This is a genomic window from Streptomyces sp. TBY4 (genome assembly GCF_024213195.1).
In the GTDB taxonomy this organism is placed as follows: domain Bacteria; phylum Actinomycetota; class Actinomycetes; order Streptomycetales; family Streptomycetaceae; genus Streptomyces.
The window spans coordinates 765,289-784,305 of sequence record NZ_JANAVF010000001.1 but is presented as its reverse complement, the minus strand read 5'-3'; the positions used below and the strand labels follow the sequence as shown (position 1 = coordinate 784,305).

Genomic DNA, 19,017 nt, shown 5'->3' with positions numbered 1-19,017 from the left:
GTCGGCATGTCACCCACGCCGCGCGTGCCGGACGACCCGCAGGCACCGCCGGGCGGGGGCTCGTCCGAAGCCCGTGAGCTGACGGCGGCCGTCACCCGGCTGCGCCGCGCCCTGCGCGCGTCGATCCGTACGGAGTACCCCTGGGAGCAGCTCCCCATGGCCCAGGTGGAACTGCTCCAGGCCTGTGTCGAACGCTCCCCGGTCCGCGTCAGCGAACTCGCCGCCCGCACGCGTCTGGCCCAGTCCACGGTGAGCGGACTCGTCGCGACGATGGCCGGCAACGGGCTGGTCCGCCGCGAGGTGGACGGCGAGGACCGGCGCGCCGCGGCCGTCAGCGCCACCGACGCCGGCCGGCTGCGGCTGGCCGCCTGGACCCGCGCCCACGAACGCCGCCTGGAGCACGCGCTCGCGGCCCTGCCCGACGCCGACCGCGCGGCGCTCCGCACGGCCCTGCCGGCCCTCACCCGCCTCGCCGCCCGCCTGGAGGACGGGGAAGCCGCTACGGATTCACGGTCGCCGTCGCGGTGAAGCCGCAGCACTCGAAGGTCCGTACCGGCGTGCCCGAGGTCTGCGTGATCTTCACCCCGTCGAGCACCGCGTCCGTGTCGGTCGTCGCCGCGATGACCGCGACACCGTGCGTCCCGCCCGTGATCCGGTCCTTCCGGAGCGTGAACGAACCGTCCTGGAGGGCGATTCCGATGTACGAGTTCCGCCGCAGGTCGTTGTTGCCGATGGTGAGCCCCGTGCCGGCGACGTAGATGCCCACCTGGTTGCCGGTGATGCGGTTGTGCTCCAGGACGGTGCCCGGGGCGTCGCCGACGATCCCGGCGTGCTGGAACTCGTTGAAGACGTCGGGGCCGCATGCCGTGTCGGGCTCCCGGCACTCGTTCTCGCTGATGGTGCTGTGGGTGACGCGGCCGACCGCGCCCCCCACGAACTCGATGCCGTCGGTCGACAGGGTCGGGTGCCCGGTGACGGTGCTGCGCTCGATGGTGGCGCTGGACCCCTCGTTGAGGACGACCACGCCCACGCCCTGGTAGCCGGTGATCCGGGTGTCGTGGATGGTGGCCGAACCGGTGCCGACCGGCAGGTCACCGATGAGGATGGCGTCCCCGCTGTGGAAGCAGGGCGCGGCCGGGGTGTCGGTGATGTGGGTGACGGAGGCGTGGCCGAGGTCGAGGCGCGCACCCCCGAGGACGCGGATGCCGGTGTCGAGCGCACCGCTGTCGCAGGTGCCCGAGCCCGGCCCGCTGACGGCGAGCTTCGACAGCGAGACGGACGCGCCCTCGTGGATCTCGACGATCGCGTTGCCGCCGTCCTCGCCGGGGGTCAGCGTCGACGGGGCCTGGATCGTCGTCTTCCCGTCGCCGGCCCCGGTGATCGACAGGTTCTTGCCGATCACCACCTGCTCGCGGTAGACGCCCGCCCGGACGCTGATCCGGTCACCGGGGGAGGCGGCGTCGACGGCTGCCTGGATCGTCGGATGGTCCCTGGGGACCACGATGTCCGGAGAGCCGTCGGCCGGGGCCCCCGCCGTGGCGGATGCCGGCACCAGTGGACAGACGGCGAGGGCCGTGACGAGGCAGATTCCTAGCCGGGCGGCCGTCCTGATCAGGGGGATTGCCATGGTGATTTCGCTCCCGCGGGGTGTGCGCACCGTGGGTCCGGGGGTCCCCGGGACCCGTCGGCCGGATGCCCCCGGCCGCGGCTGCCAACCTAGGGACGGCCGCGATCACCACCTGCTCCCGGCCGTCCGACACGGCCCGCGTTCCCCCCTCCGGCCCATCACGGGGGACGGCCGGCCGGCCGCCCGGGCCGTCCGGCCGTGCAGGGGCGCAGGTGCGAGTTCCCCGGACCCCATTCATATCCGGGGCGCATCAAAGCGCCGTCAATTCCCGATATAAATTCCACCCTGACGGGAAGTCAGTGACACTTCCGGCGAGTGCCGCTACCACCTTCGACTAAGAGCCTTGCGCTGCTTGCTGTTCGGTGGATTGACTGACGAGCGATGCCACGTTCGAGCCAAAAGCGAGGACGGACCGTGGCGTATTCGGCCACAGCAGTTGAAGAGGAGTCAGGGATGACCGTGGATTTTGATGTGATCGTAGTGGGGGGCGGTCCGGCAGGCTCCACCACCGCTTCCTACCTCGCCAAGGCGGGGCTCTCGGTCGCGGTGTTCGAGAGCGAGATCTTCCCCCGGCCGCACGTCGGTGAGTCGCTGGTCCCCGCCACCACGCGCGTGCTGCTGGAGACCGGGGCGATGCCGGAGATCGAGGCGGCCGGCTTCCCCAAGAAGTACGGCGCCTCGTGGACGACCCCGCAGATGTACAAGGAGATCAGCGCGGCCACCATGGTGCTCGACTTCGACGGCCTGGACTTCGACGGCCATGCCGAGGTCGCCTTCGGCGAGCGTGCGCAGGAGGGGGTCGACCGGGTCTTCACCTACCACGTCGACCGCGGGAAGTTCGACCTCATCCTGCTCAAGAACGCCGAGTCTTCGGGCGCAAAGATCTTCCAGAACGTCCGGGTGCAGAAGGTCGACTTCGACGACCCGGACCGGGCGACCGTGACCGTCCGCATGGGGCCGCGCTCCCTGGACTTCACCTCACGGGTCGTGGTCGACGCATCGGGTCGCCACACGTTCCTCGGCCGGCAGCAGAAGCTGAAGGTGCCGGACGAGCACTTCAACCAGTACGCCATCCACACCTGGTTCGAGGGCCTCGACCGGAAGGCGCTGGCCAAGTCGCCCAAGGAAATCGACAACATCCACGTCCACTTCCTTCCGATCAGCGACACCTGGGTCTGGCAGATACCGATCACGGACACCATCACGAGCATCGGGGTGGTGACGCAGAAGAAGAACTTCGGCGAACTCAACAAGGACCGGGAGGAGTTCTTCTGGGAGTTCGTCCGCACCCGGCCGGACCTCGCGGAAGAGCTGAAGAAGTCCGAACGGGTAAGGCCGTTCAAGGCCGAGGGCGACTACAGCTACTCCATGGACCGGGTGACCGGGGACCGGTACGTCATGGTCGGGGACGCGGCCCGGTTCGTCGACCCCATCTTCTCCAGCGGCGTGGGCATCGCCATGAACACGGCCCGGCTGGCGTGCGAGGACATCGTCGCGGCGTTCAAGGCCGACCGCTACGACGCAGCCCAGTTCGCCGAGTACGCCCGCCTGCAGAAGATCGGAACCAGGAACTGGTACGAGTTCATCTCGATCTACTACCGGCTGAACCTGCTCTTCGGCGTCTTCGTGCAGGACCCGAAGTACCGCCTGGACGTACTGCAGCTCCTCCAGGGCGACATGTACGAGGAGCACCCCAAGGCCCTGGCCGCCATGCGCGCGGTCATCAACGAGGTGGAGAACGACCCGAAGCACGCCTGGCGCCCCTTCCTGGGCACCATCCGCGCCTCGGAGCCCTCGTGATGATCGGTTTTCCGGTCCCCCCGCCGTCCGGAGGCCGGCGGTGACCGAGTCCCAGGCCGTCCACCTCTTCCTGGGTCTCGCCGTGATCCTGGGGCTGGCGCGGGCGATGGGAGCGCTGGCGCGCAGATTCGGTCAGCCGGCGGTGATCGGTGAGATCCTCACCGGCGTGCTCCTGGGCCCCACCCTGTTCGGCAGCGGGCTCTCCGGCTTCATCTTCCCCGCCGAGGTGCGGCCCCTGCTGAACGCCCTGGCCGGAGTGGGCGTCGCGCTCTTCATGTTCGTCGTCGGCAGCGAACTCGACCTCGGCATCCTGCGGGGCGGGGGACGGGCCACCCTGTGGACGTCCCTCTGCTCGACCGTGCTGCCGCTGGTGCTGGGCGCCGTACTGGCGGCGACGCTGCTGTCCCCGCACCACGAGGGCTCCTCCGCCGGCTTCGTCCTGTTCTTCGCGGTCGCGATGTCGGTGACGGCGTTCCCCGTCCTGGCGCGGATCATCGCCGACCGCAGACTGGCCCACACCCGGATCGGCGCCACCGCCCTGGCCTGCGCCGCCATCACCGACCTGCTGGCCTGGACGCTGCTCGCCGTGGTGGTCGCGATCGCCACGGGGGAGCGCTTCGACTGGTGGCTGACGCTGCTGGTGCCGTACGCGGTGCTGATGGTCACCGCGGTCCGGCCCCTGCTCCGCCGGGCGGCCCGCCGGGTCCCGGGGGACGGGCCGGGCGGCCGGGCCGGGAACCGGAACTTCCTCGCCCTCGTGCTCGGCGGGCTCCTCGTCTCGGCCGCCTTCACCGAATGGCTCGGGCTGCACTACATCTTCGGCGCGTTCCTGTTCGGTGCCGTACTGCCGCGGGGAACGGACGGAAAGCTCCGGGACGGAGTGCTGGAACGGGTCGAACCGCTCTGCGGACTGCTCCTGCTGCCCGTGTACTTCGTCCTGTCCGGCCTGAAGGTGGACCTCTCCGGCCTGAGCGCCTCGGACCTGGGGCAGCTGGCCGCCATCCTGACCGTGGCCGTGACCGGGAAGTTCCTCGGCGCCTACGCCGGCGCCCGCATCGGAGGGCTGGACGGGCGCAGGGCGGCCGCGCTCGGCGCCCTGCTGAACACCCGCGGGCTCACCGAACTGGTCGTCCTCGGCGTGGGGTTGGAGCTCGGCGTGCTCGACGCCGAGCTGTACTCGCTGATGGTGGTCATGGCCGTCACGACCACCGCCCTCACCGGTCCGCTGCTGAGCCGCATCCTCCCCGCCACGAAGGACGCGGCCGCCCTCGCCGCGCCTAGGGCGTCCCGCGCAGCGTCCGCCAGGTGACCGCGACCCCGGCCGTGACCGCCGCCAGCAGTGTGCCGGCGACCGCCGCGGCGACGGCTCCGGTGTCGAGGTGCAGGCCCACGTCGGCCGAGGTGGCCTGCGAGAGCCCGGAGGCCATGCCCGCCAGCGGGGGCAGGGTCACCAGGATGCCGAGGGCGGCGCCGACGACGACCACCACCGCGGTCTCGCCGACCGAGAGGAGGAGCAGCTGGGGGACGGTGCCGCCGACGGACCTCATCACCGCGACATCGCGGCGCCGCCCGTGGGCGGCCGTGGCCATGCTGTTGGCGACGGCGATCACGCTGTAGCCGACGGCGATGACGATGAGCATGGTGGCCAGGCTGTCGGTGAGCTCGGAGTCGGTTTCGTAGTCCGCGAGGGCGTACGCGGCCGCGTCGTGCAGGGCGGTGCCGGGGACCGCATCGGAGGCCTCGGCGTCGGCCGGGACGAAGATGTCGTCGGTGAGCGCGGCCGGGTCGTGGGCACGGACCAGGTCGCGGGGGACCACGAAATCGCCGCGGGCGGGGTCGTCGGGCAGGACCTCGGCGATCCGCAGGGTGACGGTCGCCCCGTCGGCGAACCGTACCGGGACGTCCCGGCCCCGCTCCAGGCCCAGTTCCCTCGCGGTCCGCTCGCCGAGCACCGCCTCGCCCGGCCTGTTCCACCGCGGGTCGCGGGTGCCCAGGACGTCCAGGACGGTCGGCCTGCCGGAGCTCGTCCCGACGAAGGCGCGGGTCGGCAGCGCGGCCTTGCCCACCGGGTTGGCCGCGGCGACCTCGTCGGTGTTGCCGGGGGTGCCGGCCGGGGTGACGATCGTCTGGCCCGCCACCTTGAGGGCCTCGCCCGCCGGGTAGGCCACCCGCATCGTCTCCACGATCCCGCTGAGCAGGACCGCGAAGCCGACGGCGGCGATCACGGGGGCCACCAGGGAGGCGGCGCGGCGGGAGCCCGCGACGAGCTCGGCCCGGATCAGGACGGGCCCGGCCGACCCGAACCGCTGGAACGGCGCGGTCAGCGCGCGGCCTACGGGGCCCACGAGGACGGGGGTCAGCAGGGCGGCGGCCACGATGAGGGTCATGGTGGCGAGGAGCGCCAGGTTGATCCGGTCGTCGGCGCCGGTGAGGGCGGTCCCGGCGGCGAGCACGGCACCGAGGGCGAGGGCCACCAGGCCGGCGATCCAACGCCCGCGCCCCATCGCTTGGTTGGCGGACCGGCTGTCGAGCAGGGCCTCGATCGGGGCCACCCGTGCGGCCTTGCGGCCGGCGGCCCAGGCTGCGATGACGCTGACGCCCACACCGACCGCGCAGGCCGTGAGCAGCGGCCAGGCGGAGACCGTGATGCCCGAGTCCGGCGGGGCCACGTCCAGGCCGTCGAGGATGCCGCGCAGCAGCGGGGCGGCGGCGATCCCGGCCGCGCAGCCGGCGAGCGAGCCGAGTACGCCGACCACGGCGGCCTCGCCGAGGATCATGCGGCGGATCTGCCCGGGTCCGGCGCCGATGGTGCGCAGCAGGCCGATCTCCCGGCGGCGCATGCCGGTGGCCAGAACCAGCATGGAGGCGACGACGAAGGCCGTGGTGAACAGGCCCAGGCGGGTCGGCCACGAGGTGGTTGCGGCGGTGGGTGACGCCGACGCCCTCGTCGCGGCCGTACGCGCCGACCGGCCCGACCTGATCGTCACCGATGTGCGGATGCCGCCGTCGATGGGCGACGACGGCCTGCGGGCGGCGGTGGGGCTGCGCGAGGAGTTCCCCGGCCTGCCCGTGCTCGTCCTCAGTCAGTACGTGGAACGCTCGTACGCGCTGGGCCTGTTGGACTCGGGCGGCGGAGCCGGCGTGGGCTACCTCCTCAAGGAGCGGGTGAGCGCGGTGGCGGACTTCACGGCCGCGATCGAACGGGTCGCCGCCGGCGGGACGGTGGTGGACCCGGAGGTGATCCAGCAGCTCGTACGGCTGCGCCAGGACCCCTTGGAGCGGCTCAGCCCCCGGGAGCGCGAAGTGCTCGGCCTGATCGCGGAGGGCCGTACCAACGCAGGCCTCGCGGCACACCTGTTCATCAGCGAAGCGGCCGTGAACAAGCACATCGGCAACATCTTCAGCAAGCTGGACCTGCCGGTGGACACCGAGGGTCACCGCCGGGTCCTGGCGGTCCTCGCCTTCCTGCGGGCCTGAGGAACACCGCCGAGGCCTGGCGGCCTTCAGCTCGTGGTGATGGGTTCGCCGTCGTACCTGCCGCCTATGCAGGTCCACAGGCCGGTGGACGAGTCGTACTCCACCGATCCCTTGCCGTAATCCACTGTTTCCCGTACGCATTCCGGTCCGGTGACAACGGGGACGGCAGCTTGCGCGCCCGGGGCCGAGGTACCGAGAACGGCCAAGGCCAGGGCGGCGGTGAAGCCGAGGATTCGTCTGCGCATGGGGGCTCCTCCGGGGGCGAGCTGCACCAACACGTCACCACCAGGTTCACCCCGCTCCGTGCCGCGTGCACCCCGGCGGGTGCGGATCGCACGCTTGTGCTCCGGAGGCGACGTCAGGCCTGGAGGGGCAGGCTGGTGTCATGGCGAACACGCGTGTGGTCACCGTGGGGGCGCCTGATGACATCGGCTTGCGGAAGGTCGAGGTCGACGGCATTGCCGTCGGGAAGGCCTGGTCCTCCTGGGAAGTCGAAAGGATGCTTCTGAAACGTGCTCACTTGGTATTCGATCCCGACAGCATCCATTGGGGCGGCAAGGGCAGCACCGACTGGCCGGACAAAGGGGGATGGCAGCGGCGGGGCATCGGCTTCTTCATGTTCCTCGGCCTGATGGCGACCGCGTGTCCGCTGTTCCGGATCGGGATTTCGGACAGTGGGGACGCCCTGACCTACGGGGGACGCGTGGCGGGGGTGACCATCCTGGTCGTGTCCCTGCTGGAGGTTTTCGCCGCGCTGCTCTGTGTCGACTACTGGGGGAAGCGGCGGTGGCGGTACTCGGGAGTGGTCGTTCTGGCCGGAGTCGTGATCGCCCTCCTCTGCGGCATCGCGGTCCTCCTGCTGCAGATCGGCGAGCGGTTCACCGGTTACACCGTGATCGGCATCGCCCTGACCATCGGGTCTTCGGCCGCCCTGGCCGTACTCATCAGATCCCGGGCGTGGAAGGGCCTGCGCAACCCGAAGACGATCGCGATCGGGGCGATCGTCTCCAGCCTGCTCGCCGGCGCCAATCTGGCGTATTCGCAGATCTACCTCCCGTATGTGAAGACCCCGCTGGTGCTGAGCGGAGCGGAATTCAGGGAGTCGAGTCTGGAGAAGGAGGGGAAGAAGGACGGGCCGCTGTACGTGACGGTTCGCATGTTCGTCAAGAACGGGGGTGAGGTTCCCGTCTACATCCTCGACAGCAAGTACTGGATTCATGGCGTGCGCGCAAACAACGAAGAGGACGTCAAGGGGGTCAAGGGGGTCAAGGATGATCTTGTCTACCATGGTGAATTCGTCGTACCGGTGGGCCGCGCGCTGAATCCGGGGGAGCAGGTCGTGCAGGACACGGTCGTTGAGATCAGCGATCCCGAGGGCCGGAAGAAGGGCGATCCCAAGGCCCCGAAGGGCGATTCGAAGGGTCTGAAATATGAAGCCCTCAGGGCTCAGACCGAGGTGTACGTGGTCAGGAAGGATCGAATGAAGATTCCGCCTGAATATGAGCGGTCCGGGACGCCGGAAAGGGATCTGTGGAGGGTGGTCAAGGACGGGAAGATTCCCAAAAATTCCGAATACATGTATCAATCCGAGATCTCGAACAGCAGTGAAATCCTCAATGTGACTCGCGGCCGGCAGCGCATATCGGTGTTCAGGGTGGCAAGTGACGATTGGCCGCGCGTCGTTGTGATCGTATCGCCGCCCGCCGATCGGATTGAGTTCGACCCCCAGAATCCCTTGGCGAACGAAAAGGCCAAGACCCGTTACGGTCTCTCGGCAGTGCGCGGCGACACCGCGCAGACGCCGTACGCCGAGCTGCTGGAGAAGGCACGCTCCGGCCAGAAGCCGGCGGCGGACCAGGCCAAGGGTTGAACGAATATGTAGACCGGTCTAGTGTGGCTCCCATGGGACAGAAGGGTGTCGAGACGCGCGACCGGCTGCTGGATGCGACGCAGGAACTGGTTGAGGCCGGCGGGTACTTCGGCGCAGGGCTCAACCAGGTGATCGCGGCCAGCGGGGCGCCCCGCGGCTCGCTCTACTTCCACTTCCCCGGCGGCAAGGACCAGTTGGTGGGGGAGTCCGTCCGGCGGGCCGGAGGGATGATCGGTGACGCCCTGGGGGGTCTGGCAGAGTCCAGCCCGTCCGTGGCGGAGTTCGTCGACGGGGTGCTGCGGCACCTGGGTGACCGGCTGGAGGAGTCGGGCTGGCGCAAGGGGTGCCCGGTGGCCACCGTGGCACTGGAGATGGCCGCCACCAGCGACCCGCTGCAGAAGGCGTGTTCGGAGGTCTACGCCTCGTGGCAGGAGGCCCTGCGCGCCCGACTGGCGGGCCGTCCGGACGCCGACGACCTGGCCGTCACCATCCTGGCCCTGGTGGAGGGGGCGCTGCTGCTGGCCCGGGCGCACCGCAGCAGGGGGCCGCTGGAGAGCGTCTCCCGTCAGGTCGGCGCCCTGCTGGGCGTGAGCTGACCCGACACGGCCCGCCGCGACAGGCGGGCTTCTTTTTGACCTCAAAATATGTAGACCGATCTATTTTAGGAGTTCGTTCGCATGGACGCAGACGCGATCGTCTTCGGCGCCACCGGCTTCATCGGCCGCTCGCTCGTCGCCGAACTGCTCACCCGGGGGCAGCGGGTGGCGGCAGCCGTACGCAACGACACCCTCACCCCCTGGCTGGCCGCCCAGGGCGTGGACACCGGCCGGCTGCGCATCGTCGCCGCCGACATCACGAGACCGCTCGCGGGCCTGCCCGAAGTGCGCGACGTCTACAACGCCGCCGGCCGCTTCGCCTTCGGCCTCGGCGTGCGCGAGGCGCGCGCGACCAACGTCACGGGGGCGCTCAACGTGCTCGAATGGGCCGCCGAACTGCCCGCGCTGCGGCGGCTGGTGCACATCAGCGGATACCGGGTGAGCGGGGACGGGGGCACCCCCGACTACGCCGGGCTGGGAGCGTACGAGGCGTCCAAGCACGAGGGCGACCTCGCGGTGCGCGCCCGGGCGGGCGAGCTGGACGTACCGCTGACCATCGTGAACCCCAGCACCGTGATCGGACCGGGCCAGTACATCGGCCTGGCCGCCCTCGTCGAGGACCTGTGGAACGGCCGGCTCCCCGCCCTGCCCGGAGGCCCCGACACCTTTCTGCCGGTCACCACCGTCGACTACTTCGTACGGTTCCTCGCGGAGGTCCCCGCGGCGCCCGCGGGTGAGCACTACTGGGTGCTCGACGACGACACCCCGCTCCTGCCCGCGCTGATCGCTGCGATCGCCGACCACACCGGCGTACGGGCACCCCGGCGGAGCATTCCCACCGCTCTGCTGCGGCGCCTGCCGCGCAGGCTGACCGGCGCCGATCCCGAGACGCTGGCCTTCCTGTCCACCGACCGCTACCCGACGGCCCCGGCCCGGGCCTTCGCGGCCGGTGCCGGGCTGGAGATGCCCCCGGTGGCCGACGCCCTGCACCGGTGGGCCGACGAGCTGGTGGCCGCCCGGTTCGGCGCCGCGTCACCCCGGCTGAAGCCGTACGGCTTCTCCGACGTGGCGGGAAGCCGTACCTGGGTCAGCGGAGAACGGCACGCCCCCGGCCACGTCCTGCTGCACGGACTGCCGATGAACGCGGACCTCTGGGCGCCCCTGGCCGCCCACCTCCCCGGCCCGGTGCTCGCCCCCGACCTGCCGGGCCTGGGCCGCTCGGCCGCCGCGGCCGGGCCGGTGGACGCGTGGCTGGCCGACCTGATGGGCCCGGTGCGGACCCGCCCCGTACTGGTCGCGCACTCCCTGGCCTGCGGACCCGCGCTGCGCTACGCCGTCGACCACCCGGACCGCGTCAGCGGCCTCGTGCTCGTCTCCCCGGCCTTCCTGCAGGCGCCCGCCCCCCGGCTCGCCCGCTCGGCCCTGGCCGCGCCGGTGCTGCGCCGCATGTCCGCCGCCCGGCTGGCCCGGAGGCTCGGCGTCCCCGAGGGGGCGGAGGTGGAGAGCGCCGCGGCCGACCTGGGCCGTCGCGGAGTGGCGCGCCGCGTGGTCGCCGCCCTGCGGGCCGACGCCGCCGGGCGCCGCCGCTCGCGGGAGCTGCTGGACCGGGTGAAGGTCCCGGTCCGGATCGTCGTGGGGTCGGCCGACCCGCTGGCCGAGGCCGTCGGCCACCCGGTGACCGGGATCGAGGGGGCCGGGCACTACCCGCAGCTCACCCACCCGCAGCAGGTCGCCTCGACGTGCCGGAGCTGGGAGCCGGGTACGTCCTCGACTGCTTGACGCTGCCGAAGGCGAAGCTCGACTCGATGGAGGCGATCCCGGGGATGGCGTGGATCCGGTGGCGCACCAGGGCCTCGTAGGCCTCCAGGTCCTCGATGACGACCCGGAGCAGGTAGTCGCTGCTGCCCGCCATCAGATAGCAGTCCTGGATGTGCTCGATGACCGCGACGTGCTCCTCGAACAGCCGCACCGCTTCCGCCGTGTGGCGTTCGAGGCGGATCCGGACGAACACGGTGACCGGGAGCCCGAAGGCCACCTGGTCGACCATGGCGGTGTAACCGCGGATGAGGCCCGCTTCCTCCAGGCGCCGCACCCGGCGCAGGCAGGGGGACGGGGAGAGCCGGACGCGGTCGGCGAGGTCCTGGTTGGACAGGCGCCCGTCGGCCTGCAGTTCCCTGATGATCTGCAGATCGACTGCGTCCACGGTTACTCCCCGGTTTATTGGCAGATCCTGCCCCAAACGTATGTCCGGGCGGCAGAACTGGCAATCGGCTGCCCCGCCCGAAGGCCTAGCGTTGCCCTGGAACGGGCCGGACCGGTCCGCTCTCAGAGGCTGGAGCAATTTCCTTGGTCGCGACGAACACCACCCCGGCGACCGCGCCTCCCGACGCGGCGGGCCCGAAGGCCGGACACCCCGGCCGCTTCGGGCTCTCCCAGCAGGCCGAGGGCCTGCTGGCCCTCGTGCTGACCGTGGCCATCTGGGCGGCCTTCGCGCTCAGCGCCCGCGCCCTGAGCGCCTCCTCGCTCCTGCCCGCCGACGCCGCCCTGCTGCGCTTCGGCGTCCCCCTCCTCGTCCTGCTCCCGGCCCTGTGGCGGCGCCGTCGCCGCATCGCCGCGGTGCGGCCGGGCGTCGCGCTGAAGATCATCTGCGGTGCCGGGGTGCCCTTCTTCCTGGCGGCGATGCACGGCGGCGCCCTGACCTCGGCGGCCTTCGTCGGCTCGATCGTCCCCGGCATGGTCCCGCTGTTCGTCTCCGCGATCATGGTCCGCCGGGGGCACGGAATGCCCCGGGGGACGCAGGCGGCCGGGCTCGCGCTGATCGCGGCCGGAGTGGCCGCCCTCGTCTGGCGCTACGTCGTACCCGTGGACGCGGACGTCCTCGAGGGCACCGGCACGCTCCTGGTGGCCAGCGGGCTCTGGGCCCTGTACACGGTGGGCCTGCGCGAGGTGGACCTCGATCCCGTCGGATCGATCGGACTGCTGTGCCTGCCCTCCTTCGCGGTGATCGGGATCCTGGTCCTGACCGGGGTGCTCCCCACCGGCCTCGCGCACGCCGCGGGCGGCGACATCCTGCTGTTCCTCGTGGTGCAGGGGCTGGGGGTCGGGCTGTGCGCCGGCCTGCTGTACGCCTTCGCCATCCGCAGGCTGGGCGCCGGGCGCAGCTCCGTCGTCGGCAGCCTCAGCCCCGTCGCCGTCGTCCTGCTGGCCGTCCCCCTCCTCGGCGAGTCCCCGACCCCCGCCGTGCTCATCGGCGTACCCCTCATCACCGCCGGTGTGGTCCTCGCCAACCGCCGTCCACGACCCGAGGTTCCCGCAGATGCTTGAGCTCCTTCCGCCGCCGCCCACCGACCCGCTGTGGGACCTGACCTACGAGTTCGGCGCCGACGAGCGGCCCGAACGCCTGAACCTCGTCCTCGGCGTCTACCGCGACGAGACGGGAACCACGCCCGTCATGGCCGCCGTGCGCGAGGCCGAGATACGCCTGGCACAGCGCTCGGAGTCCAAGGAGTACCGCGGGCTCTCCGGCAACGCCGCCTTCAACCGCGCCCTGCTGGACCTGGTCCTGGGCCCCGGACCGGACGGACCGTCCGGGAGGGCCGCGGCCGTGCAGACCGTGGCGGGCTCCGGCGCCCTGCGGCTGCTGGCCGACCTGATCTGCCGGACCCGCCCCGGCACCACGGTGTGGGTCAGCGACCCGGCCTACGTCAACCACCGGCCCATCCTGGAGGCCGCCGGGCTGAAGGTCCGCCCCTACGGCTGGCGCGACGCCGCGGGCGGCTTCGACTCCGCCGGCGTGCTGCGGGAGCTGCGCGAGGCCCGGCGGGACGACGTCGTCCTGCTCCAGGGCTGCTGCCACAACCCCACGGGCGTGGACCCCCTCCCCGAGGACTGGGAGGCACTGGCCGAGTCGGCCGTACGGGGCGGCTGGGTGCCCTTCGTCGACCTCGCCTACCACGGGCTCGGCGACGGCCTGGAGGCCGACCTCCTGGCCACCCGGATGCTGGCGGAGCGCGTACCGGAAATGCTGATCGCCGTCAGCTGCTCGAAGAACTTCGGCCTCTACAGCGACCGCGTCGGCTGCGCGATCGTCCTCGGCGCCTCGGACCGGGCCGTGCGGCACGCCGAGACCACCCTGCAGAACGCGGCCCGGACGCTGTACTCCATGCCCCCCGAGCACGGCGCGGCCGTCGTGACCACGATCCTGGAGGACGAGGGCCTACGGGCCGCCTGGCGGGCGGAACTGGACGTCATGCGGGGCCGGATCACGGCCAACCGGGCCGACCTGGCCGCCCACTTGAGCGCGCTGGGCCGCGCGGAGCAGGCGCGGTCGCTGGCACGGCAGAAGGGGATGTTCTCGATGCTGCCGCTCACGCCGCACCAGATGCTCCGGCTGCGCCGGCAGTACGCCGTCTACGGCACCACCTCGGGGCGGATCAACATCGCGGGCATCCCGGCGCACCGCATCCCCGGCCTCGCCCGGAGCATCGCGGCGGTCCTCGACCCGACGGACAGGCCCCGGGCGGTCCTGCCGGTCTAGGCCGTCTCGTCTGTTCCTGCGATCAGTCCTTCGGCGGGGCCAGACGGGCCACCACCTCGGCCAGGTCCTCGCAGACCTCCTCGATCTTCAGGCGGACGTTGTCCTGCTCGGTGACGAGGGCCGCCAGCAGCAGCGCGGTCAGGGCGGACGCCCCGTTGAGCGCCTGGAGGTTGACCATGACCTCGAGGAGGGTGCGGCCGGCGAAGGGGCCGGCGCGGTCCGTCGCCGCTGTGATCGCCAGGACGGACACGAGCAGGGCGCACGGTGCGCTGCCGGGGAGCCGGAAGCGCACCGCGGCCCAGATGAGCAGCGGGAAGACGAGGAAGAGCAGGGACAGGGAGCTGCGGGTGAAGGTGAGGGTCACGGCGGCGACCGCGACCGCCAGGGCCGCCGCCTCGGCCGCCCGGAAGGGGTCCCGGGTCAGCCGGGCCCGGGGCAGGACCAGCAGCAGCGGGGTCACCAGGAGCACGCCCATCGTGTCGCCGGCCCACCAGGCCGACCACACCGGCCAGAAGTTCCCCGGCATCAGGTCGCCGGTGAGCATCAGCGTCCAGGTCCCGGCGGTGGCGCTGATCAGCATCGGCACCAGGCCGCCCAGGAACACCAGTGCCAGTCCGTCCCGCAGCCGGTCCACTTCGGGGCGGAAGCCGGCGCGGCGCAGCAGCGCGTAGGCGCACAGCGGGGCGAGGGTGTTGCCCGCGATGATTCCGAGTCCGTGGAGGCTGACCGCGCCGAGCCCCTCGATGGCGAGGTAGGTCCCGAGCGTGATGCCCGGCCAGATCCGGGGCCCGAACCAGAGCAGGCAGGCGAGAGCGATGCCGGTGGGCGGCCACAGGGGCGTGACGGTGCTCCCCTCGACGGTCACCTGCCACAGCAGCCCCAGCCGGCCGGTCGCGTAGTAGGCGACGGCCACCCCGAGGATCCGGAGCAGGGCTCCGGTCGGACGTCGCCATTCCACGGTGCGCACCACTGCATCAGACAACGGCCCGGGCGTCCCGGCGGGGCGTGACACGCGTGGGCCGGTTGCCGGTTGCCGGGGGAGAGCCGCTGGGGGGAGGTCAGCGGGGCCGGGCCCCGTCGTGGCTGAGGACGAGCACGGCGGCGTCGTCGGCGTGGCCGGTGAAATCGGCCACCTTCATCACCTCGGCCGCCAGCTCGTCGGGGTCGCCCCCCGCCGACTTCCCGACGATCCGGGCCACGTGCTCCAGTCCCTCGTCGATCGGGAACGACGGTCCCTCCACCACCCCGTCGGTGACCAGGACGATGGAGCCCGCCTCCGTCAGCACGCGGCGGGTGACCGGGTACCGGGCCCCCGGGACCGTGCCCAGCGGCGGACCGCCGGCGTCCTCGGTGACGCCGTACCGGCCGTCGACGGTGCCCCACACGGTGGGGACGTGGCCGGCCCGGGCGGCCTGGAGCTCCCGCGTCCGCGGGTCGAAGCGGAGCAGGCTGCAGGTCGCGAACAGCTCGCTGTCCATCGAGAGCAGCACCTCGTTCGCCCGGCTCAGCACCTCGCCGGGATCGAGGACGACGGCCGCCACGGCGCGCAGACAGACCCGGACCTGCCCCATGAAGGCGGTGGCCGCCACGTCGTGCCCCTGTACGTCGCCCAGGGAGAAGGCGAAGGCCCCTCCGGGCACCTCGAAGCCGTCGTACCAGTCACCGCCGATCTCCAGACCCTGGCGGGCGGGCGCGTACCGGGCCGCGGTCCTCAGCCCCGGTGCCACGGGCAGGGAAGCGGGGAGCAGTTCGCGCTGCAGCGCCTCGGCCAGCTCCACCCGGGCCTGCTGCAGCTCCGCGCCCTCCCGCGCCTGCGCGGTGAGCCGGCCCAGCATGCTCAGCAGGTCCGCGCTGGCGGGCCGGGCCGGGCGGCGCGGGGTCACTGACCGCTCCGGGGTATGCCCATGTGCCTCTGCTTCCGCTGGGCGAAAGACCGGGGCCCATCATATTTCGGCTCGGCTCCCGGCGCCCGGGCGGGAGGGCGCCGGGAGGTCCGCCGGGAGGTCGGGGGAGGGCCCGGGAAGGCCCCGGAGCCCTTCAGGGCGCCGCGAACAGCCGGCCGTACTCCGTGATGGGGGTGGTCGGCGTGGCGGCCGCGCGCAGGGCCGCCCACAGGAGGGCCTGGTTCGCGGTCAGGACCGGGCGGCCCAGGGTGGCCTCCAGGGCCGCGATCGTCCCGACCGCGCGGAAGCCGTTGCCGCCGATCACGACCGCGTCCGCCGTGTCGGGCACGTGCGCGGCCACCCAGTCGTGCAGGGCCCGCGGCCCGATCAGGGTCTGCCCGCTGGGGAGGCCGCAGGGGGCGGCGTACGGGACCTCGAACCCGGCGTCCTCGTAGTAGCCCCGCCCCAGGTCGTTCAGCGTCTCGTCGAACCACGGCGGGTCCACGAGGGCGGGCCGGCCCGCCCCCAGCGCCCGCAGCGCCTCCACGGTGGCGGCGCAGGTGGCGACCACGGGCAGCCCGTGCGTGCGCTCGCGCAGCCGGTCCAGCATGTACCCCTCCCCGCGCGGGCCGATGACGTAGGCGGAGCTGGTGAAGGCGTAGGCGATCACCGACACCGGGGCGGCCGCCAGCAGCCCGGCGGCCTCGTCCACGTGCGGGGGCTCGGCGAAGGCGCGCACGGGAGCGAGCGGAATGGTGGGGTCCATCGCGCCGCCGTGCCCCATCGCGTGGAACGGCACCCGGGCGGCGTGCAGGCCCACGTCGGCCGGAGCCATGGCGCGCAGCTCCGACTCGGGGCCGACATCGGCGTGCGGGGTGAGGATGCCGAGGCGGACGCGCACGTCCCACCCGTCGGGCTGCCACATCGCGTGTTCCTCTCGGAGACCGGGAGACCGGGAGACAGAGATACGTGGATTACGTGGATACGGGAGGCCTCCTACTGTGTCACCGGTCGGGCCGCCGGGGCGCCCGGCCGCGCCGTCGCGCACGGGGCCCGCGGCGTCCGCTGCGTACGACCGGGTTGTCCACAGGCCCGGAGGATCCGGACGGATCTGTCCGAGGAGGTCGCTAGGCTTCTGGGATGACCCCTTCGGAAGCAGCCGTCGAGATCCCCGACGCACAGCAGGTGCTCCACCGCGTCTTCGGGTACGACTCGTTCCGCGGCGAGCAGCAGCAGATCATCGAGCACGTCGCCGGCGGCGGCGACGCTCTGGTGCTGATGCCGACCGGCGGCGGCAAATCGCTCTGCTACCAGATCCCGGCCCTGGTCAGAGCGGGCACCGGAGTGGTGATCTCCCCGCTGATCGCCCTGATGCAGGACCAGGTGGACGCCCTCAACGCGCTCGGGGTCCGGGCCGGCTTCCTCAATTCGACGCAGCTGTCCGACGACCGGCGCGCGGTCGAGCAGGCCTTCCTCGACGGCGAGCTCGACCTGCTCTACCTGGCACCCGAGCGGCTGCGCACCGAGGGGACGCAGCGGCTGCTGGACCGGGGCACCGTCTCGCTCTTCGCCATCGACGAGGCGCACTGCGTCGCCCAGTGGGGCCACGACTTCCGGCCCGACTACCTCGCGCTGTCCATGCTGCACGAGCGGTGGCCGAAGGTGCCCCGGATCGCGCTGACCGCGACGGCCACCGAGGCCACGCACGCCGAGATCGCGGCGCGCCTGGGCCTGGAGGACGCCCGCCACTTCGTGGCCGGCTTCGACCGGCCGAACATCCAGTACCGGATCGTGGCGAAGAACAACCCGGTCAAGCAGCTGCTGGAGCTGATCCGCACCGAGCACCCCGGGGACGCCGGGGTCGTGTACTGCCTCTCGCGGGCATCCGTGGAGAAGACGGCGGCCGCCCTGGTCGAACAGGGCATCGACGCCGTGCCCTACCACGCGGGCATGGACTCCCGGACGCGCGCGGCGAACCAGTCGAAGTTCCTGCGGGAGGACGGGGTCGTGGTGGTGGCCACGATCGCGTTCGGCATGGGCATCGACAAGCCGGACGTGCGCTTCGTGGCCCACCTGGACCTGCCCAAGTCGGTCGAGGGCTACTACCAGGAGACCGGCCGTGCCGGCCGCGACGGGGAGCCGGCCACGGCCTGGCTGGCGTACGGGCTCCAGGACGTGGTGCAGCAGCGCAAGATGATCGAGGGCTCCGAGGGCGACGAGGCGCACCGCCGCGCGCTGGCCCGGCACCTGGAGTCGATGCTCGCGCTGTGCGAGACGGTCGGCTGCCGCCGGTCGCGGCTGCTGGCCTACTTCGGGCAGACCGGTGCGCCGGACTGCGGGAACTGCGACACCTGCCTGACGCCCGCCGAGTCCTGGGACGGGACGGTCGCGGCGCAGAAGCTGCTGTCCACGGTGTGGCGGCTGGCCAAGGAGCGCCGGCAGAAGTTCGGCGCCGGACAGATCATCGACATCCTGCAGGGCAAGAAGACGGCCAAGGTCATCCAGTTCGACCACGACGGGCTCTCGGTCTTCGGCATCGGCACGGACCTGGGCACGAACGAATGGCGCGGGGTCGTGCGGCAGCTGCTGGCGCTCGGACTGCTGGCGGTGGAGGGCGACTACGGCACGCTGGTGCTGACCGAGGCCAGCGGCGAGGTGCTGGGCGGCCGCCGGAGCGTGCCGATGCGCAAGGAGACGGCGCCGGCGGCCGGCTCGTCCCGCAAGGAGTCCGGCGGATCGCGCTCCGGGAAGGGCGGCCGGGTACCGGTCGACCTGCCGGCGGCCGCCGTGCCCGTGTTCGAGTCCCTCCGCGCGTGGCGCGCCGAGACCGCGCGGGAGCAGGGCGTGCCCGCGTACGTCGTCTTCCACGACGCGACGCTGCGGGAGATCGCGACGCGGCTGCCCGGGACGGTCGCGGAGCTGGGCACGGTCAACGGGGTCGGCGAGGCGAAGCTCGCCAAGTACGCCGAGGGCATCCTGCAGACCCTGGGCGGCGCCCGGCCCGAGCCGGCCGCGGGGGACCCGGCCGCAGAGTCCCCGCCGGCCCAGGCGGAGGCCACCCCGGCCCCGGCCCCGGCCCCCGCCCGGGCCGCCGTTCCCGCCCAGGCGCAGCCGGCTGCCCCGCGAACGGGGGAGTCGCTCTTCGGCCCGGAGGACGAGGACATCGACCCGCCGTGGGACGACTGGGAGTAGGGGGACCGGCCGCGGGGGCCCGGTCCGGGTCCCCG

Annotated in this window: 17 protein-coding genes; 10 read left to right on the top strand and 7 right to left on the bottom strand. The window is 72.3% G+C overall.

Translation table 11 applies throughout. The features are described 5' to 3' along the window. Nucleotides 1-6: 6 nt before the first annotated feature. Nucleotides 7-528 (top strand): MarR family winged helix-turn-helix transcriptional regulator, encoded by a 522-nt coding sequence (locus NLX94_RS03660; protein WP_254381074.1) that lies wholly within the window; start codon nt 7-9, stop codon nt 526-528. On the opposite strand, the gene NLX94_RS03655 is transcribed toward NLX94_RS03660, so the two are convergent. Beyond that, a complete protein-coding gene (locus NLX94_RS03655) occupies nt 500-1,627 on the bottom strand; it encodes a nitrous oxide reductase family maturation protein NosD (RefSeq protein WP_254381073.1) in 1,128 nt (375 codons plus the stop codon). The genes NLX94_RS03660 and NLX94_RS03655 overlap by 29 nt on opposite strands. 453 nt (nt 1,628-2,080) lie before the next feature. On the opposite strand from NLX94_RS03655, the gene NLX94_RS03650 reads away from it, so the two are divergent. Both NLX94_RS03650 and NLX94_RS03645 read left to right on the top strand, forming a co-directional pair. After that, on the top strand, nt 2,081-3,427 hold the full coding sequence (locus NLX94_RS03650; protein ID WP_254381072.1) for an NAD(P)/FAD-dependent oxidoreductase: 1,347 nt from the start codon (nt 2,081-2,083) through the stop codon (nt 3,425-3,427). A gap of 40 nt (nt 3,428-3,467) precedes the next feature. Beyond that, nucleotides 3,468-4,736 carry a cation:proton antiporter gene (locus NLX94_RS03645; RefSeq protein ID WP_254381071.1) on the top strand — a complete coding sequence of 423 codons (1,269 nt, stop codon included), beginning with the start codon at nt 3,468-3,470 and terminating at the stop codon, nt 4,734-4,736. Here NLX94_RS03645 and NLX94_RS03640 read toward each other — a convergent pair. Then, the gene (locus NLX94_RS03640) at nt 4,705-6,288 is read right to left on the bottom strand and encodes an FtsX-like permease family protein (protein WP_254381070.1); all 1,584 of its coding nucleotides are present in this window, start codon (nt 6,286-6,288) and stop codon (nt 4,705-4,707) included. The two genes, NLX94_RS03645 and NLX94_RS03640, sit on opposite strands and share 32 nt — an antisense overlap. Here NLX94_RS03640 and NLX94_RS03635 point away from each other — a divergent pair. Next, a complete protein-coding gene (locus NLX94_RS03635; RefSeq protein ID WP_254381069.1) occupies nt 6,266-6,904 on the top strand; it encodes a response regulator transcription factor in 639 nt (212 codons plus the stop codon). The genes NLX94_RS03640 and NLX94_RS03635 overlap by 23 nt on opposite strands. Before the next feature lie 26 nt (nt 6,905-6,930). Here NLX94_RS03635 and NLX94_RS03630 read toward each other — a convergent pair whose 3' ends face one another. After that, complete coding sequence (locus NLX94_RS03630; RefSeq protein WP_254381068.1) at nt 6,931-7,149, bottom strand: hypothetical protein; 219 nt, start codon at nt 7,147-7,149, stop codon at nt 6,931-6,933. A 140-nt stretch (nt 7,150-7,289) separates the two neighbouring features. Between NLX94_RS03630 and NLX94_RS03625 the strand changes: the two genes are divergently transcribed. The 3 genes from NLX94_RS03625 (at nt 7,290) to NLX94_RS03615 (ending at nt 11,149) form a co-directional block, all read left to right on the top strand. Then, a complete protein-coding gene (locus tag NLX94_RS03625) occupies nt 7,290-8,774 on the top strand; it encodes a hypothetical protein (RefSeq protein WP_254381067.1) in 1,485 nt (494 codons plus the stop codon). A gap of 32 nt (nt 8,775-8,806) precedes the next feature. After that, on the top strand, nt 8,807-9,370 hold the full coding sequence (locus NLX94_RS03620; protein WP_254381066.1) for a TetR/AcrR family transcriptional regulator: 564 nt from the start codon (nt 8,807-8,809) through the stop codon (nt 9,368-9,370). A gap of 81 nt (nt 9,371-9,451) precedes the next feature. Further along, a complete protein-coding gene (locus tag NLX94_RS03615; RefSeq protein ID WP_254381065.1) occupies nt 9,452-11,149 on the top strand; it encodes an alpha/beta fold hydrolase in 1,698 nt (565 codons plus the stop codon). Here NLX94_RS03615 and NLX94_RS03610 read toward each other — a convergent pair. After that, nucleotides 11,082-11,573, bottom strand: coding sequence for an Lrp/AsnC family transcriptional regulator (locus NLX94_RS03610; protein ID WP_254381064.1), 492 nt, complete (start codon nt 11,571-11,573; stop codon nt 11,082-11,084). The genes NLX94_RS03615 and NLX94_RS03610 overlap by 68 nt on opposite strands. Nucleotides 11,574-11,716: 143 nt before the next feature. Between NLX94_RS03610 and NLX94_RS03605 the strand changes: the two genes are divergently transcribed. Both NLX94_RS03605 and NLX94_RS03600 read left to right on the top strand, forming a co-directional pair. Then, the gene (locus tag NLX94_RS03605; RefSeq protein ID WP_254381063.1) at nt 11,717-12,694 is read left to right on the top strand and encodes a DMT family transporter; all 978 of its coding nucleotides are present in this window, start codon (nt 11,717-11,719) and stop codon (nt 12,692-12,694) included. Continuing rightward, nucleotides 12,687-13,907 (top strand): aromatic amino acid transaminase, encoded by a 1,221-nt coding sequence (locus tag NLX94_RS03600; RefSeq protein WP_254381062.1) that lies wholly within the window; start codon nt 12,687-12,689, stop codon nt 13,905-13,907. Before NLX94_RS03605 ends, NLX94_RS03600 begins: the two co-directional genes overlap by 8 nt. A 22-nt stretch (nt 13,908-13,929) precedes the next feature. Here NLX94_RS03600 and NLX94_RS03595 read toward each other — a convergent pair whose 3' ends face one another. The 3 genes from NLX94_RS03595 to NLX94_RS03585 all read right to left on the bottom strand — a co-directional run bounded on the left by NLX94_RS03595 (nt 13,930) and on the right by NLX94_RS03585 (nt 16,715). Further along, nucleotides 13,930-14,877 carry an MASE1 domain-containing protein gene (locus NLX94_RS03595; protein ID WP_254381229.1) on the bottom strand — a complete coding sequence of 316 codons (948 nt, stop codon included), beginning with the start codon at nt 14,875-14,877 and terminating at the stop codon, nt 13,930-13,932. A gap of 88 nt (nt 14,878-14,965) precedes the next feature. Next, nucleotides 14,966-15,790: a PP2C family protein-serine/threonine phosphatase gene (locus tag NLX94_RS03590; protein ID WP_254381061.1), complete on the bottom strand. Its 825-nt coding sequence runs from the start codon at nt 15,788-15,790 to the stop codon at nt 14,966-14,968. A gap of 154 nt (nt 15,791-15,944) precedes the next feature. Next, the gene (locus NLX94_RS03585) at nt 15,945-16,715 is read right to left on the bottom strand and encodes a maleate cis-trans isomerase (RefSeq protein ID WP_254381060.1); all 771 of its coding nucleotides are present in this window, start codon (nt 16,713-16,715) and stop codon (nt 15,945-15,947) included. Nucleotides 16,716-16,930: 215 nt separating this feature from the next. On the opposite strand from NLX94_RS03585, the gene recQ reads away from it, so the two are divergent. Continuing rightward, nucleotides 16,931-18,982 (top strand): DNA helicase RecQ, encoded by a 2,052-nt coding sequence (gene recQ / locus NLX94_RS03580; protein ID WP_254381059.1) that lies wholly within the window; start codon nt 16,931-16,933, stop codon nt 18,980-18,982. The last annotated feature ends 35 nt before the right edge of the window (nt 18,983-19,017 follow it).